This is a genomic window from Micromonospora sp. NBC_00330 (assembly GCF_036136635.1).
Lineage (GTDB): Bacteria > Actinomycetota > Actinomycetes > Mycobacteriales > Micromonosporaceae > Micromonospora > Micromonospora salmantinae.
In genome coordinates this window covers 1,264,872-1,280,621 of the sequence record NZ_CP108012.1, presented here as the reverse complement: position 1 = coordinate 1,280,621, position 15,750 = coordinate 1,264,872, and the positions used below count along the sequence as shown (strand labels likewise).

General features: G+C 70.6%; 12 protein-coding genes. 4 read left to right on the top strand and 8 right to left on the bottom strand.

The window, feature by feature from the left end:
- Positions 1–108 precede the first annotated feature (108 nt).
- Complete coding sequence (locus OG598_RS05625; protein WP_328653356.1) at positions 109–2,262, top strand: hypothetical protein; 2,154 nt, start codon at positions 109–111, stop codon at positions 2,260–2,262.
- A gap of 190 nt (positions 2,263–2,452) precedes the next feature.
- Positions 2,453–3,538 (top strand): hypothetical protein, encoded by a 1,086-nt coding sequence (locus OG598_RS05620; RefSeq protein ID WP_328653355.1) that lies wholly within the window; start codon positions 2,453–2,455, stop codon positions 3,536–3,538.
- Positions 3,539–3,593: 55 nt separating this feature from the next.
- On the opposite strand, the gene OG598_RS05615 is transcribed toward OG598_RS05620, so the two are convergent.
- Positions 3,594–4,481 (bottom strand): TetR/AcrR family transcriptional regulator C-terminal domain-containing protein, encoded by an 888-nt coding sequence (locus OG598_RS05615; RefSeq protein ID WP_328653354.1) that lies wholly within the window; start codon positions 4,479–4,481, stop codon positions 3,594–3,596.
- A gap of 193 nt (positions 4,482–4,674) precedes the next feature.
- Here OG598_RS05615 and OG598_RS05610 point away from each other — a divergent pair, with 193 nt between their 5' ends.
- The gene (locus OG598_RS05610) at positions 4,675–5,868 is read left to right on the top strand and encodes a DUF418 domain-containing protein (protein WP_328653353.1); all 1,194 of its coding nucleotides are present in this window, start codon (positions 4,675–4,677) and stop codon (positions 5,866–5,868) included.
- A gap of 166 nt (positions 5,869–6,034) precedes the next feature.
- On the opposite strand, the gene OG598_RS05605 is transcribed toward OG598_RS05610, so the two are convergent.
- The 7 genes from OG598_RS05605 to OG598_RS05575 form a co-directional block, all read right to left on the bottom strand.
- Positions 6,035–7,450 carry a caspase family protein gene (locus OG598_RS05605; RefSeq protein WP_328653352.1) on the bottom strand — a complete coding sequence of 472 codons (1,416 nt, stop codon included), beginning with the start codon at positions 7,448–7,450 and terminating at the stop codon, positions 6,035–6,037.
- The gene (locus tag OG598_RS05600) at positions 7,447–7,827 is read right to left on the bottom strand and encodes an effector-associated constant component EACC1 (RefSeq protein WP_328653351.1); all 381 of its coding nucleotides are present in this window, start codon (positions 7,825–7,827) and stop codon (positions 7,447–7,449) included. The genes OG598_RS05605 and OG598_RS05600 overlap by 4 nt, the downstream gene beginning before the upstream one ends.
- A gap of 145 nt (positions 7,828–7,972) precedes the next feature.
- Positions 7,973–9,868: a CocE/NonD family hydrolase gene (locus OG598_RS05595; RefSeq protein ID WP_328653350.1), complete on the bottom strand. Its 1,896-nt coding sequence runs from the start codon at positions 9,866–9,868 to the stop codon at positions 7,973–7,975.
- Between the two features lie 129 nt (positions 9,869–9,997).
- Positions 9,998–10,576, bottom strand: coding sequence for a TlpA family protein disulfide reductase (locus OG598_RS05590; protein WP_328653349.1), 579 nt, complete (start codon positions 10,574–10,576; stop codon positions 9,998–10,000).
- Positions 10,573–11,007: a hypothetical protein gene (locus OG598_RS05585; protein ID WP_328653348.1), complete on the bottom strand. Its 435-nt coding sequence runs from the start codon at positions 11,005–11,007 to the stop codon at positions 10,573–10,575. The genes OG598_RS05590 and OG598_RS05585 overlap by 4 nt, the downstream gene beginning before the upstream one ends.
- Before the next feature lie 85 nt (positions 11,008–11,092).
- Positions 11,093–13,138, bottom strand: coding sequence for a M6 family metalloprotease domain-containing protein (locus OG598_RS05580; protein WP_328653347.1), 2,046 nt, complete (start codon positions 13,136–13,138; stop codon positions 11,093–11,095).
- Between the two features lie 177 nt (positions 13,139–13,315).
- Complete coding sequence (locus OG598_RS05575) at positions 13,316–14,233, bottom strand: dihydrodipicolinate synthase family protein (protein WP_328653346.1); 918 nt, start codon at positions 14,231–14,233, stop codon at positions 13,316–13,318.
- 242 nt (positions 14,234–14,475) lie between these two features.
- Here OG598_RS05575 and OG598_RS05570 point away from each other — a divergent pair, with 242 nt between their 5' ends.
- Positions 14,476–15,705 carry a PucR family transcriptional regulator gene (locus OG598_RS05570; RefSeq protein WP_328653345.1) on the top strand — a complete coding sequence of 410 codons (1,230 nt, stop codon included), beginning with the start codon at positions 14,476–14,478 and terminating at the stop codon, positions 15,703–15,705.
- Positions 15,706–15,750: the final 45 nt, after the last annotated feature.

Sequence of the window (15,750 nt, the reverse complement as noted above, 5' to 3'; positions counted from 1 at the left end):
CACCCGAGCGGGTCGGTGTGAGCCTCGTACACGCCGGGGGGCCGGTACCGGATGGATCAGCGAGACGGGGGCGGGCGCGCTGGGGCTGACGGCCTCGTGGAACTGCGCGTGCACGGGGTGTCCGCCACCGGCCCGGACGACCTGCTGGATCGACCGCACGTGCAGCAGGTGGCGGGTGACCACAGGGGTGGCTTCTACCGGCCGCGGCCGGAAAACCACGAGGGCGGCGAGTCGGGCGGAGTGACGCTGGAGGCGTACCGCTGGAACAATCTGCCAGCCGGCAACGCGGTGCGAACGCTGTCGATGGTGATCCTGTTGCCCTTCATGCTGATCAACCTCGCCATCTGGATGCGTCCGGCCGGAGCCGGCTCCGACCCGGTGATCAAGGCCCTGTGCCGGCTGTTGGCACTCAGCCTGACCGGGATGTACGTGCAGAGCATGGTGGGGATCGCGCTGGATGTGATCGCGTGGAAGTGCATGTCCTCACCGGAGTGCCTGGCCGGACGCAGTTGGCTCTCCTGGCTCGGGGGGCGTCCTGCCGGACTGCGCCTGGCGGTGCTCGCGCTGGCTCCAGCGGCGGCCATCAGCCTGCTGTGGGGGCTCAGCGCGCGCCCGGCACTCCCGTCTGACGTCTTCCGCGCGGCCGACCAGCCCCGTGCGGCGGACCGGCTCACCGCCGTCGGCCGGTGGGACAATGAGCCGTTGGTCGGTCGACTGCGCTCGATTCACGTCGCGGCGGCGTTTGCCACGCTGGACCTCAGCCTGCTCGGCGCCCGGGCCGCAAAGGGCTTGTCGATCGGCACCGTCGCGCTGACGGCAACTGCCGGACTTCTGCTGGTCACCTGTGCGGTTCTGCTCTGCATCCCACCCCTGACCGCACCCACGGAAGGACGGCTCGACCGCCTGGTCAGCGTGCTGCGCACGTTCACCCTCGGCCTGACCGTGCTGGTCTGGATCCACGTCCTGACCAGTTCCGCCCCCTGGCCGGAGCGCAATGGACTACCCGGCTACAACCTGACCGTCGTCGGGCTGTTCATCGGTCAGGCGGTGCTGCTGGCCGCCCTGGGGGTGGCGCTGTTCTGGCACCGGTGTCGAGATCCGGACGTCGCGCCCGCGCTCGGCTTCGGCGCCCTGGCGACCTCCGTAGCCGCTATCAGTCTGGCGCTCACGTTCTCCGCTGAACTGGTCTACCGGGTGTCCGACGTCCTGAACAGGGGGGCGCCGACCGCGGAGGCGTTGATAACCAGCCCACCGCGTGCCTGCATCTGGGCCATCCTCGGCTTCTCGCTGGCGGTGCTGGTGACGCTGGCCGTCGCCGGCGTGGTGTCGGTGGCGTCGCGACCGGGACGGATCCGGGTCGCGTCGGCAATCGTTTCTCGTGACTTCCCAGACGCCCCTACCGATGCCACACCGCGGTTGCGGCAGGTGCGCAAGAGCGTGGCCCGTGCCCGGTTCACCGAACGGCTGGTGCCGCTCGCGGTTCTCTACGCCTGCCTCGCCGGCATCGGCATAGCAGCGGTCGCGCTCGGCCTGCTGCCGACGCCTCCCAGCGAACTGGTCCAGCGCTACGTCGGGCTGCCGGTCGGCTTCGTCAACTTCAGCATCGGTGTCGGAAGCTATCTGATCGCCGCCCTCATCGTCGGCCTGATCGTCGGTGGAATCTTCGCCTATCGCACCCCTGGATTCCGCCGCTACGTCGGCGTGCTGTGGGACCTGGGCACGTTCTGGCCCAGAGCCGCGCACCCGTTCGCGCCACCGTGCTACGCCGAACGGGCCGTTCCCGAACTGACCTGCCGGATCACTCACCTCGTCGACTCCGGCAACGCTGTGGTGCTCACCGGACACAGCCACGGCTCCGTCCTGCTCGCCGCGACAGTGCTCCAACTGCCGCCACGGGTCACCGACCGGGTCGCGCTGCTGACCCACGGTTCGCCGCTGCGCCGGTTGTACGCCCGGCTCTTTCCCGCGTACGTCAGCGACGAGGTGATCCATGAGATCGCCGACCGGGTGGACTGGCGGTGGGTGAATCTGTGGCGGGACACCGACCCCATCGGCGGCCGTGTCTTTCCGGCGCACGGCCCCGATGAGGCACCCACCGTGTCCGACCGAGAGGCGACGGTGGACCGACGGCTCCGAGACCCGTACGGGGTCACACCTCCGTCCGGCGACATCTTCCCGCCCCCGATCAAGGGACACCGGCCCTGCGAATCCGAGAAGCCGTTCACCGAGGCGGTGCGTCACCTCGCCGACAACCTCCGCTGAGGGTGCCTGAGGCCTCGGCGATGCGGTCAGCGGCAGCAGGCCCGAGGCGTCCCCCACGTGCTCGCACTGCTCAGAAGTTCGGTAGCGAGTAGCGGACAGCCGACACCAGAGCACGATGTAGCCGACTGTGACCATCGAATCACTACGCGCACACTCCTCTCCGACATGTTCCCGTCGACTGGAGGAACAGATGCGTCTCCGATCGTTCGTCACCACGGCACTGGCCGCCATCCTGGCTGCCAGCGCACTCGCACCGCCGGCGCCGGCCGCGGCGGCCACGGCCGACCGCTGGGGCTTCGCGTACGTCAAGGACCCCACAGTGCCGGCCTGGACCGTGCTGGACACCAGCCGGCAGTGGGGTAGCTGGAAGACCGCGTTCCCGGCCGCCTGGGCCGACGGCATCAAGCTCGCGCCCGGCCGCTTCCAGGTCCGCTTCCCGCAGATCGGTGCCAGCTCACGGGGCGTGCCACACGTGACCCCGGTGAACCGGACCGGTCACTACTGCGAGGTGGTCCGCTGGTTCCAGTCCGGCGCCGACGAGATCGTCGACGTGCAGTGCCACAAGCCGGGCGGCACGCGCGATGACACACCGTTCACAGTGCTCTGGACGACCAGCTCGGGCGTGCTGCCGGCCGGCACCGCCCACGCGTACGCGCAGTGGAGCAGCGGGCTGGTGGCGCAGTCGTACAACTCCACGGGTGCGGTGAACACGGTCGGGCCGGTGGGCGTCGGGCAGTACCTGGTGCGGCTGCCCGGGGTGGGGTTGGCCGGTCTGCTCGCCGGCAACGTGCAGGTCACCGCCGTGCAGCCGAACGCCGGTCCTCGCCGCTGCAAGGTCTACTCCTGGAGCGCGGTCGGCACCGGCGTGCAGGTGTACGTCTTCTGCTACGACCAGGCTGGCGCGTTCATCAACACCGACTTCGTCCTCTCGTACCACCGTCGGCGGCCGGTGATCGGCTCCCTCGGCCCGCCCTCGTACTTCGGTTACCTGGGTACCGCCGTCGGCGGACCGACAAACGACAACTCGGTGCTCGGCGTCGGCGCGAACACCGTGGCGCCGCTGGCGCCCGCCGGCCGCTACCTGGCGACCTTCCCGCAGGTCGGCCTCAAGGAGACGCACGCCCAGGTGGTGGCGCAGGGCACCGGTAGCAACTACTGCCACCTCACCCAACCCTGGCCGTACACCACAAACGCCGACGTCGACGTCATCTGCTTCGACAATGCCGGCGTCGTCACCCCGCACCGCTTCCTGGCCACCTTCACCTCCCGGCTCTGACGCCGCGCCGGGCCGGCGGTCTCCGTTGCCGCCGGCCCGGCGAAGGCCCCTGACGTCATCGCAGGAGCGGGGCGAGGCCATCGAGGAGGCGCTGGAGGCCGAACTCGAAGAGCGTGTCCAGGCTCCAGACCATGTCGTCGGCGGTGATGAAGCGGGCCATCAGCGGTAGCCGCCCGTCGGCCAGGACCGTGCCGATCCGTTCTCCGTGGGCCGCCATCCACTGGGTGTCGGTCAGGCCGCTGTCCTGTTCGGCCTGCGCCTCCTCGGCCAGGTTCACCGCCGTGCCGCGCACGTAGTTGGCCACCGTCACCGCGGCCGTGAACTGTGCGTTCAGGTCGAGCCCGCGCCCGCCCAGGGCCCGCATCATCCACTCGGTGTGGACCATGGCGTGCGGGGCCGGCAGTGGCCGGGTGAAGGAGAGTGCCTGGGCCAGCCACGTGTGCCGGCGGTACATCGCCCACTGCAACTGGGCGACGGCCTCCAGGCAGACCCGCCACCCGTCGCGGTCCGGGGTGAGTGCCGGGGGCGGGTTGTCGGCCATGACCTTGTCGATCATGAACAGCACCAGCTCTTCCCGATCCGCCACGTACCGGTAGATCGCCATCGTCGGAATGTCGAGTTGGCCGGCGAGCCGGCGCATCGACAGGCCGTGCAGCCCCTCGGCGTCCGCGATGGCCACGGCGGCCGCGACCACCTGCTCGCGGTCGGGGTCGGGTGCTCTACCCGCACCTGCCGCGGCGACCACTGTGCCGACACCCCGCATGGGCTCGACGAGACCCCGTTCGCGCAGCGTTGCCAGAACCTTCGTCGCGGTAGCCATCGCGATCCCGTACTCGGCCACGAGCTGCCGGGTCGACGGGATCCTCGCCCCGGGCGCGAGCTCGCCCGACGCGATCCGGTCCGCGAGATCGGCAGCGATCCGGCGGTACGGCGGTTCCTCCACAGCAACCTCCCGTGCACTAGTGCAGTCACGGTACCCCGTGGATGAATACGGGTGCCAGCCTCACTGTTACTGGCTTCTAGTGCACTCATACGCTGTACGGCATGACTGATTTCGTTGCTCTGAAGCCGCTTCGCAAGACCTACGACGGCCCGACGACCGCGCCCAACACCGTCGTCTCGCGAGGAGCGATGTCATGACTGCGCTGCGGCCTGGCCAGCAGGGCCACACCCTGGATGTGGCCGGCGAGAACATCGACGGCGCCCGGATCAACGTCGTGGACGCGTTGCGCGGGATTGCGCTGCTGCTCATCCTGCTGGTCAATGTGTGGTACTTCAGCTCCGGATACGCGTTCCAACTGGTCAGCGATCCGGCGTACGGTGCGCTCGACCGGCTGGTGGCAGGTGCTGTCGAACTGCTGTTCGCGATGAAGGCGTACCTGCTGTTCTCATTCCTGTTCGGCTACAGCTTCACCCTGCAACTCGACTCGGCGGCCCGGCGTGGGGCGACCTTCGGCAGACCGTTCCTGCGCCGGCTTTCCGGGTTGTTCGTCCTCGGGGCGCTGCACGCGGTGCTGCTGTTTCACGGCGACATCCTCACCACGTACGCGTTGCTCGGTCTCGTGCTGCTCGCCGTTCGGCGGATCGAGCCGCGCTCCGCCCTGCTCGCAGCGGCGATCATCGTGGGCGTCATCGCGTTCGTGGTCGGTCTGGCCGCGGTTCTTGGTGCCGCTGTGGTCCCGGACCAGGCCGCCGCGGTCACCGCCGGTGCGGCTTCGACGGAGGCCCTACGCGGCGGGCTCGGTGATGTCGTCCTGGAGCACCTGCGCTCGTTGCCGGCGATGCTGGGCGCACTTGCCGTGCAGGGACCGTTGGCCTTCGCCGCGTTTCTCGTCGGCCTGGCCGCCGGCAAGCACCGGATGCTCGCCGCCGCGCACATCCACGAGAACCTGCTGCGCCGATGCGAGCGGGTCGGCTATCCGGTTGGTCTGGCCGGTGCCACCCTCTTCGCGATCGGTGGCGGTACGGCGAACATGACCGCACTGATGGTCAGCATCGTCACCGCACCGTTCCTCGCGGCGGCCTACGCCGCGACTCTGCTGCGTCTGTTCACACGACGTCCGCGCGTCGCGGACGCGTTGGCGCCTGCGGGACGCATGGCGCTGACGAACTATCTGGGCCAGTCGCTCCTCTGCGTGCTCGTCTTCACCGGCGTCGGGCTGGGCCTGGCCGGCCACACCTCGCCGGCGCAGACGCTACTCGTCGCACTGACGATCTTCGTGGCCCAGGTGGCTGCCAGTTACTGGTGGATGCGGCGGTGCCGGTACGGCCCGTTCGAATGGGCGTTGCGCGCATGGACCCACAGCAGGCGACCCGCCATGCGACGGTAGGCCCGACAGCTCACGACCATCTGCGCGCGGCCGGACGGCGACCATCATCAACCGGCCGGCCGCGCGGGTGGCGTCCAGGTGTGCGGCCACCGCACGACCTTCCGGGGTTTCCGCTGGTACGTCTGCGCCGAATGGTCGCTCGCGGTCAGATCCCGGCACACGCACCCTAGCTACAGGTGACGTTGTTCCTGGGCGCCGCACCCACGCCACGGGACACCGAGAGGAGCCCTCGGAAGATGACTTGGTCTTTCCCAATGACCTTGGACCGGACGTCGTCCACGACGATCCTGACCCACCCGCCGGCCGATTCCGGAAGCACGAGGGACTGGCCGACCGTCGCGACGGTGACCCTGCAACTGCGCTCGCCGGTCACCACCGAAAAGCTGAGTTGCTGGTCGCTGGTTTGCCAGCCGAAGACGCCGACGCGTATCGACCCGTCGGGGGTGCTGCCTATGACGGGCTTGTCGCGGTCGTCGGGGTCCTCCGACAAGACGATCACGACGGGCGGGCCACCCACCGCCGGTGCGGGTGACACGGTGGCTGCCGGTGCGCCGGTAACGGACGGACTGGGGCCGGACGGAGTGAGGCCGGACGGGGTGGGGCGGGACGAAGTGGCGGACGTGCCGGGGCTCTGGGTCGTACTCCGACCCTCGGGGGACCTCGGGTCGCCGCCCAGCAGGTCGGCCTGCCACCCGATGATCGCGAGGAGCAGCAGGAGTGCACCCAGGGCACCCGCCCACATCGACCGCCGGCGCGTCAACCGGCGCCCTGGGCCGGAGCCACGCTCGGGCGATGCCGGTTCCCCGGTTCGCCCCTCGTCCGGGGTGCCGCCCGGCGGGGTCGCAGCGGAGCGGTTGCGGGCGATGGCGATGCGGTGCCCGTCGTTGCGGCTGCGGCGCTGCGGCCGTGGATGGTTCCGCGCGTGCAGGTGCTGGTCGACCTCGGTGAACAGGGTGTCCATGTCCAGCAGCCGGGGCCCGCCCGGTACGCCGTCTCGTAGCGTTTGCACGAGCGCGCCGGTGAAGGCGGTGTACTCGGCGCCGACCGCAGCGATCGCCGGCATGTTCTCGGCGGTGGCGGTCATCAGGTAGGCGCCGTCGACGACAGCCTGGTCGGCCAGTTGACCCGGTCCCGACATGAATCCGGACATCGCCCGCCCGCTGTAGCAGCAGTCGAGCAGCACCACCTTCGCGCGGCAGCCCCGGGCCGCGGTGATCATCTCGCGGCGGACGTCGGCGAAGCGGACCGCGCCCCATAGCCGCTCCCGACTGGCCTCGGGCAGCGCGAGGTACAACTCGGCGATGTCGTCGAGCAGGCCGTGACCGGCGAAGTACACCACCAGCGCCTCGGTCGCGGCCACTGACGCCTCGTGCACGGCCCTGAGCACCTCCTCGCCGGAGGTGGGGTCGATGACCACGCGGCAGTGCTCGGTCGGCAGGCCCCAGAGGTCCCTGTCGGTCAGCAGGGCGGCCAAGCCACGCACGTTGCGCTCGGCCGCCGGGATGCCGGGCAGCGACCGGTACCGTGACACTCCGATCAGGACGGCCCGGGACCCCGCCGGATCGGGCAGGCCATCTGTCATGGCGACGGCGGGTGGTCGCCCTCGTCAGGGCCGTCACCGCTGGCCGTGTCGCTCGCCGCGAGGAACGCGCTGATTATCTCGGCGGTGAGCTGTGACGAGTCGTCGACGGTCAGGCGGACCCCGTCGGCCCGGACGACGGTGATGGAGGGGGGCCTGGGCCGGCTCTGCCGCCAGGCCAGCACCGCCAACCCGAGGCTGGACATCGCGGTCACATGGGTCAGGACCACGTCCACCACGTCGAGGGCACCCATACTGCCTGGAGGCGGCGGGGCGGGCCGCACGTCGGCCACCCGCGCCAGTGTCGCGTCGGACCGCAGCCAGCCATACAGGGCGTTGAGCTCACCGGGACCATCGGTGAGGATCCGTACCCGCAACATCACTCCCCTCGGCGCCCATCGGCGAACGTCGACCACGATACTCGGAGAGCACGAGATGGCGGCCCGGCGATCGGCCCTCCGCGGAGGGTCGATCGCCGGGCCGCCCCGGTGACGAGCCGCGCGTGGCAGCTCGCCGGTCAGCCGGTCAGAGGCCGGCGGCGTGCGCGGCGGCGGTGCCGCCGACCACAGGTAGGACGATGTTGCTGCTCTTCAGCGCGACCTGCAGGTTCGCGGCGGTGGTGTCCGCCTGGCTGGAGTACTGCGGGTAGCTGGCCACGATGATCACGCCGATCCGGTGGCCGGGCTTGAAGACGTAGTCCTCCGGCAGCAGCGGGAAGCTGAAGTTGTACGACTCCCCCTGCACCAGCGGCACGGCGACGCGGATCGACTGCCGGTTCTGGGCGTCCATGATGCCCTTGGTGACCAGCTCGTAGTCGGCAGTGGCCACCCGCTTCGTGGTCTGCTTGTAGCAGCCGTCGTCGGTCGGGCTGCTCTGCCCCCAGCAGTCCTCGGTGGTCAGAGTGATGATCCCCTCGCCGGAGGCCCGGTGCGCGACCCGCTCGTCGGTGCCGTAGTCGACCAGGATCGCCCCGAGGTTGGTGTCGGTCTGGTCGGCGGAGGCCCGCAGTTGCACTGTGGGTGTGCCGGAGATGTGCAGCGGCGCGGAGAGTGGCGCGGAGAGGAAGGCCAGCCGGTTGGGCTGCACCACGTCCGGGTCGAGGATCATGGTGTTCTGACTCTGCGTGCGGCTGTCCTGGAACGCCCCGGTCGCCGGCTTCGCGGTGGGCACCAGCCCGAGACCGCCAGCGCCGGTGGTGCCGGGCTGGAGGAACACCTCAGTGTCCGCCTTGCCGGGGATCGGCCAGTCGGCGTGGGTCTCCCACACGTCGGCGGAGCGCTCCAGGTCCACCCGCGGCTCGTCCATGATGCCGTTGGCCACGTTCTGCAGCCAGAAGTCGAACCACCGGTGCAGCGTCGACACCCACACCGCGCGGCGCGAGTCGAACGGGTCGACGTGGCCCTCCTGCGACAGCCACAGCTTGCGCGGCACGTTGTTCTCCGCCAGGGCGTACCAGAACTTGCTGAAGTGGTCCGGTCGGACGTTGTCGTCGTTGAGGCCGTGGTAGAGCAGCACGCTGGCGGTGACGTTGGGGACCTTCTTGACGTAGCTGCGCTCGTTCCAGAAGGCCGTGTAGTCGCCGTGCTCGTCGCCGTCGGCGGCGCCTATCGCGTCGCGCACCGGCTTGCAGTACTCCCGGCGCTCGGGGTTGGTGACGGTGTTGGCCAGCGAGGACACGTAGCTGTTGCCACGGGTGACCACGCCGTTGCTACGCACGTAGTCGTAGTACTCGGTCGGTCCGCTGATGGGCACGACGGTGGTCAGGCCCTTCACGCCGGTCACCGCAGTGGCCATGGCCAGCGAGCCGTCGTACGACTTGCCGATCATCCCCGTCCTACCGTTGTGCCAGTCCGCCTTGACGACCTCACCGGCGGCGTTACGGGCGGTGGCCCGGCCGTTGAGCCAGTTGATGGCCTGCTTGGCGCTCAGGTTGTCCTGGTTGGCGTTGGTGGTCGGGCAGCCGGTGGAGTTGTTGGTGCCGACCATGTCCAGCAGGATGACCGCGTAGCCGCGCGGCACGAAGTAGTTGTCGTAGAACAGCGGCCACTTGTCGAGCAGCCCATCGCCGTCGAGGTCCGCCTTGCACTCGGACTCGTTGCCTCGGCAGACCGTCGAGTAGTAGGGGCTGGCGTCCATCACCACGGGGGCCTTGAGCCCCTGCGCGGTGGCCGCCGGCCGCATCAGGTCGAACGCGATGATGTCGCGCAGACCGTCGTTGTCGCTGTCGAAGGTGGAGTCGATGAACAGGCGTTCCCGGATGGCGTCGGCGTAGCCGAACACCGGCTGGGTGACGCCGTCCTGGACGACGATCGACGGCGGGCCGTCCGCCGCCTGCGCCTGCGGCGCCGCGCCGAGGGCGGCGAGCACAGTCGCGGACAGTACGGCCACGCCTGTGCGCCAGCGCGTTCCCACTGTAGGCATGCAGTCTCCTTGATGTGTCCGAGGCTGCGTACGCTACGAGCCGGTGGCCGGTGCCACCACCTGCACGTGTAGGAACTTCGCCGGTCGTGGTTCGACGCGGGCCGCGCCAGGGGTGCCTGGGCGACGGGGCTACGGCTTGTCGGCCAGCACCAGCTCCCGCAGCCGCCGGTCGAGTGTCGGGGCGTCCAGCCCACCCGGCCAGCCGCGGAGCAGGGCGCCACCCTTGGCCACCAGCACGACGGCCGGCGGCTCCCGCACCGCGTACGAACGCCAGATCGTCTGCTGGTCGTCCAGGACGACCGGGTACTCCACCCGGTGCGCGCGGAGGTAGTCCTGGACCTCGTCGGCCTGGTCCGCGCCGGCCACGCCGACGAAGATCACCCGGTCCCGATAGCTGCGGGCCAGCTCACTGAGGGCGGCCTGGCTGTTGGCGCAGGTGGTGCACCAGGAATTGAAGAAGGTGAGCACCACGGGGCGCTGCGCCCACAGCTCGGCGGCGGCCAACGGTGTGCCGTCGGTCAGCGCGCCGGTGAACGCCGGGGCGGCCGGGGCGGTGCCGGGCGCCGGGCGTAACGCCAGGTCGGCGGGGACCGGCCCGGGCAACGCCGCCGCCCCTCCGGCGGGCGCCGGCGCGGGCGCGGGCTCAGGCGTGCTGCATCCGCCCAGCAGCGCCGCTGCCAGCAACAGCGGCAGGAATGCCCGCCTCATGACGGAACCACCGCCACCAGCGCCGGGCCCTCGCTGCTGTCCGGCGTCAGGTCGAGCGCCGGCCGGCCGTCCACCTCCAGCCGGTAGGAGGTCCGCTGCGGCACGCGCACTCCGACGGCGAACTCGCAGTAGGTGGGCAGGCGCTCGACCCCCAGATCCTCGGCGAAGGCCGCCACCGCGGTCCCCGCCGGCAGCTCTCCGCTGGCCAGCGCCGCTCCGTCGGGGTCGAGCACGCGGAACGGCGCCCGGTTGTGGAAGTGCTGGTACGGACCGGTGCCGGCGCAGTCCACACCCGCGGCCCGGATGTTGATGTCGCGGACCAGGACCCGGACGGTCGTCGGATCGACAGCCTCCTGGGCGGCGCCGACGGTGCCGCAGCCGGTGGCGCCGGCCAGCAGCAGGGGCAGCAGAGTCACGATGCTTCGCCGCACGTCATCCTCCTTCCGTCCGCCTGCCGGGTCCGTGGCGGCCTACCGCCGCGGACCCGGCAGGAACGGGGTCAACCTCGGACGCCGGTCAGGACTTCTCGACCCGGCACTGCTTGGTCACCGTCTTCGTCGGGTCGCTCTCCGAGGTCGCGGTGAGCTTCACGAAACCGGTGTTCGCGGCGGTGGCGGTGGCGCCCACCGACACCTTGACCGTGGTGGCCTTGCCGAACTGCGCGGTGGCGAGCTGGTTGGGCAGCCAGGTTCGCCAGCCCTTGCCGGCCACCTCCGCCGACAGGCGGTAGACGTCCGACTTCAGGTACGCGCTGACGTCCTCCGGGTGCTGCTGCCCGCCGGCCGAGTAGGAACCGGTGTTGGTCAACTCGAACGAGCAGGTCACCCCGCGGTTGGTCGGCTTGCCGCCGCCGTTCACCTCGCCCTTGCCCAGCAGCACGCCGTGAGTGCTCGGCCCGCCGGTGCCGTCCAGCGAACGCACCGCCACCGTGTAGGAGAGCGAGCCGGCCGAGTCCCGCTTGAGGTCGATGATGTAGAAGTGCAGTCGATTGGCCTCGTCGACGTACTCGTACTGGCTGCCGGTGTCCGCGCCGGCGTGGAACAGCGCGTCGGAGAGCTGCCGGTAGTCACCCATGGTGATCTTCTGCGGGGTGCCGTCGGGCCGATAGAAGTCGATCATGTCGATGTCCTGCGGGTTGGCGTCCACCACCCACTGGAACGGCGCGCTATCGGCGTTCTTCGTCTTGCTGACCAGCACGCCACCGTCCGGGGTGAAGGAGTCCGCGCCCATCCGGTCGACGACCTCGACCGTGTAGTTGTTGAAGTTGCCACCGTCGCACAACGGGTCGGTGGTGACACCACACGTCGGCGACAGGTCCTTGTTCAGCGCGATGTTCACGCCGCTCAGACCCTTCGGGCCGGCGTCGACCGCCCGGGCCGTGACCTGCGCGACCACCAGGCCCGAGGACGCCAGCGCCTCGCGCGACAGCCGCAGCACGTGCTCCTCACCGAGCAGACCGATCTTGAGCTTGTCCCGCACCGTGTGCAGCGAGCCCATCGAGCCGCCGTTGGTCGGCGGGATCTGCCAGCGGGTGTGCGGACCGCCCGGGCCGTTGAACGACCCGCGCGACATCATGCTCCAGATCCCGGTGTACGCCCTGCGCAGCGGCTCGCCGTACGGGTTGTTGTAGTTGTCGCCGATGCCCAGCAGGTGGGTCAACTCGTGGGCGTAGACGCCCATGCCGGAACTCTCCCCCTGCGTCGAGGAACCACCGCCGGCGTTCGGCCACAGTGTCGCCGCCGCCTTCCACGAGGTCCAGTCCACGTAGCGGGTCTTCGCCCAGTTCGGCAGGGTGGGGTCCGGCGGGCCCCAGGCGTCCGGCACGTCCTCCTTGTTCTGGAAGATCATCTGTCCGAACTCCTGCCAGGTCGACGACTCGTCCTGGCCGGCGCTGAGGATGAACACCAGCTCGTACTGGTTGGCGACCTCCTCGCCGACGGCCGCACGCCAGGCGCCCAGGCCGTCGGTGCGGATGTTCTTGCCGCACACGTCCCCGCTCGGGCAGGCGCCCGGGTTGAACCCGTTGTCCAGCCCGTACTGGTAGGACTTGGCCGGCATCTGGTACGGCCCGAAACCGGTGAGGTCGACGCCGTAGCGGCCGTTGGAGTCCTGCATCCAGTACTCGTGCAGGGTGTGGCCCTTGTTGAGGGTGTTCGGTGTGTTCAGGAAGTCCTGGTAGAACGTCGGCACGTCCTGCCGGGGAATGTTGGTAGCGACGGACTGGGGGTTGCCGAAGACCGTCGAGCGGGCCCGCTGGGAGACCGCGAACGTCTCGTCGGGATAGTCGAGCGCCACCAGGGCGATCTTGAAGTTGCGGACCGAGCCGGACACGCTCGGGTCGGCCCAGTTCTTGCCGGGCACGGCCTTGTAGTCGTTCCAGGTCATGGTGTCCGGGTTCTGCCAGGCCTGCGGGTCGAGGACCTGGAACGGCGCGGTGCCGCCGGCCGGGTTGGCCGGGGCCGCGGCGGCCTGCGCCGCGCCGGTCGCCACGAGCGTGGTCACCACGGCTGCGGCCAGCACGGCCCGCCTCAGCCGGGTGCGGTGGGGGGAAGCACGGTGCACGGAACCACCTCTCGTCGGAAGAACGCGGCGCCGGCGTCCCGGTGGGGGTGTCGCGGAACACCTGTCAGCAGGCCGCGCAGCGAATCTAGGAGTACGGGCCGGTGCCGGTCACTGTGCAGATGTCGGCAGGTGGGCCGGCGACTTCCGACACCTGAATGACCGGCGCCCACCCGCGGATCAGCCGGGGCCGACCCCGGAAGCCGGATCGGCCGTTGCCGCGAGGGCCCGCAGCACGTCACGGCGCACCCGGTCGGCGGCAGACCCGGACAGCGGTCCGCGCGGCGGACGGCTCCGCCCACCGAACCGTCCGGCGCACTCCATGGCGAGCTTGACGGCCTGTACGGCTTCCGGCCGGGACGCCCAGCCGAGGATCGGATGCAGCTCGGCGTAGAGCGGCAGCGCCTGGCCCAGGTCGCGGGCGGCGCACAGCTCGTACAGGCGCACGGCCTGGCGGGGCAGCGCGTTGGGCAGTGTGGCGACCCATCCGGTGGCGCCACAGAGCACCAGTTCGAGCACCACGTCGTCGGCGCCGACCAGCACGTCGACGTGCGGGCAGAGGTCCCGCAGGCGATGCAACCTGCGTACGTCGCCGGTGACCTCCTTGACCGCGACGATCCCGTCGATCTCGGCGACGGTCGCCAGCAGGTCCGGTGTGAGGTCCAACCGGGTGTCGTACGGGTCGTTGTGGGCGACCACCGGCAGGCCGACCGCCGCCACCTCCCGGTAGTGGGCGACCACGTCGGAGGCGCGAGCGGCGGGTCCGTCGGGTGGCAGCGCGAGCACGCCGTGGGCGCCGACCTCGGCGGCCTGCTCCGCCCAACGACAGGCCTGCCTGCTGCCGTAGCCACCGACGCCCGGCACCACCGCGCAGCCGGACGGCGCGGCCTGCGCCGTCGCCCTCACCACAGCGGCCCGCTCATCGTCGGAGAGAGCCCGGTACTCCCCGATCGACACGCACGGCGCGACCCCGTCGCACCCCTCGGAGGCGAGCCAACGGACATGTTCCTGGAGCTTGTCGAAGTCGACCGACAGGTCGGCGCGAAACGGCGTGGTGACGGCGACCAGCACACCCCGCCAGGGCCTACCAGCTCCCACTCGGCAATCCCCCGCCCGTCATCCCACCCGCACCCTTGCGCGGCGGCGCTGGTGCGTTCGTACCGGAACCCTAGGAACGCCTGTCACCCCTGGTCTTCGGACAGATGCCGGAACCGTCGCGACGCCGTCCGTCTTTTTGTCGTGACTTCGACAGTGGACCTTGCGCGATGACCCACCCGCACCGGAGGGTAAGGACTGGCGGTCGCGCGATCCCTGTCACGCAGCGCAACCTGGGGAGTTACATGCACGGTGAGCTCCAGCGAATCGTCGACGCCGTCGCCGCCCGGGTGGGGCGACCCGCCCTCATCGAGGACCGCCGACAGCGGGTGGTCGCCTACAGCGAGCACGACGGCCCGATGGACGACGTCCGCCGGACGTCGATCCTGCGCCGGCAGACGACGCCGGAGGTGATCGCCTGGTTCCGGGACAAGGGCGTGCTCACGGCGCACGCGCCGGTCCGCACCCCCGCGTGCGCCGAGCTGGACCTGCTGGCAAGGGTGTGCGTGCCGATCCGGCACGACGACCTGCTTCTCGGGTTCGTCTGGTTCATCGACGCGGACGGTTCGATGACGGACGCCGACATCGCCACCGCGACCGGCCCCTTCACCGACCTGTCGTTGGCCCTGTACCGGGAGAACCTGCTCGGTGAGCTCGCCTCACAGCGGGAGACGGAGGCCACCCGCACCCTGCTGGTGGAGGGCCGACAGGCGCGCGAGCACGCGGCCCGGGCGCTGCTGGAGGAGGGCGTGGTGGTCGCCGACGGGTCGACGGTCGCGCTCGTCGCCCAGCTCGTGCCGGCCGCCGGGCGGCAGCCCGACGAGGTGGCCCGCATCGCCCTGGAACAGGCCCTGGTCACCACCCGTCGGTGGATCGGCGTGCGGGAGACGCTGCACCTGGTCTGGCACGACCACGGCGTGCTGCTGGTCTGCGGCGACCGGGTCGCCGGCCGTCCCTCGCCGGAAGTCTCCGCCGGGCACCTCAACGAGGCGCTGGGCACCGCGACCCGCGGCCTGGCCTCGGTGGGTCGGACGGTGACCGGAATCGGCCAGCCTCGGGGAGGGCTGTCCAGCGCCGTGGAGTCCTACCAGGAGGCCGCGCAGGCCGCCCGGGTCGGCATGCAACTGCCCGCGCTGGGCGGGGTGGTCTCCTGGGCCGGCCTGGGCATCTACCGGGTGTTGTCTCAACTGGACAGCCAGCAGCTCGACGTCGCGGGCGTCCATCCCGGGCTGGAGCGGCTGCTGCGCGACGATGCCCACCAGGTGCTGCTGGAGACCCTGGAGGCCTACCTTGACCTGGCGGGCAACGCGCACGCGACCGCCGAGAAGCTCCGACTGCACCGGACGACCCTCTACTACCGGCTGCAACGGGTGGAACAGCTCGCCGGGACCGACCTCAAGGACGGCAACGAACGGCTGTGCCTGCACCTGGCCATGAAGCTCGGTCGGCTCACCGGCCATTACCGCACGCCGTGACGCCGCCCGCCCGCCCCTGGTGTTACCGGGGACGGTCCCGGGCGG

Bases quoted from the DNA above. Each gene is read 5' to 3' on its own strand.
- OG598_RS05605 (WP_328653352.1), bottom strand. From the start codon at position 7,450: ATGACAGATGGCCTGCCCGATCCGGCGGGGTCCCGGGCCGTCCTGATC.
- OG598_RS05570 (WP_328653345.1), top strand. From the start codon at position 14,476: ATGCACGGTGAGCTCCAGCGAATCGTCGACGCCGTCGCCGCCCGGGTG.
- OG598_RS05610 (WP_328653353.1), top strand. From the start codon at position 4,675: ATGACTGCGCTGCGGCCTGGCCAGCAGGGCCACACCCTGGATGTGGCC.
- OG598_RS05595 (WP_328653350.1), bottom strand. From the start codon at position 9,868: ATGCCTACAGTGGGAACGCGCTGGCGCACAGGCGTGGCCGTACTGTCC.
- OG598_RS05620 (WP_328653355.1), top strand. From the start codon at position 2,453: ATGCGTCTCCGATCGTTCGTCACCACGGCACTGGCCGCCATCCTGGCT.
- OG598_RS05590 (WP_328653349.1), bottom strand. From the start codon at position 10,576: ATGAGGCGGGCATTCCTGCCGCTGTTGCTGGCAGCGGCGCTGCTGGGC.
- OG598_RS05600 (WP_328653351.1), bottom strand. From the start codon at position 7,827: ATGTTGCGGGTACGGATCCTCACCGATGGTCCCGGTGAGCTCAACGCC.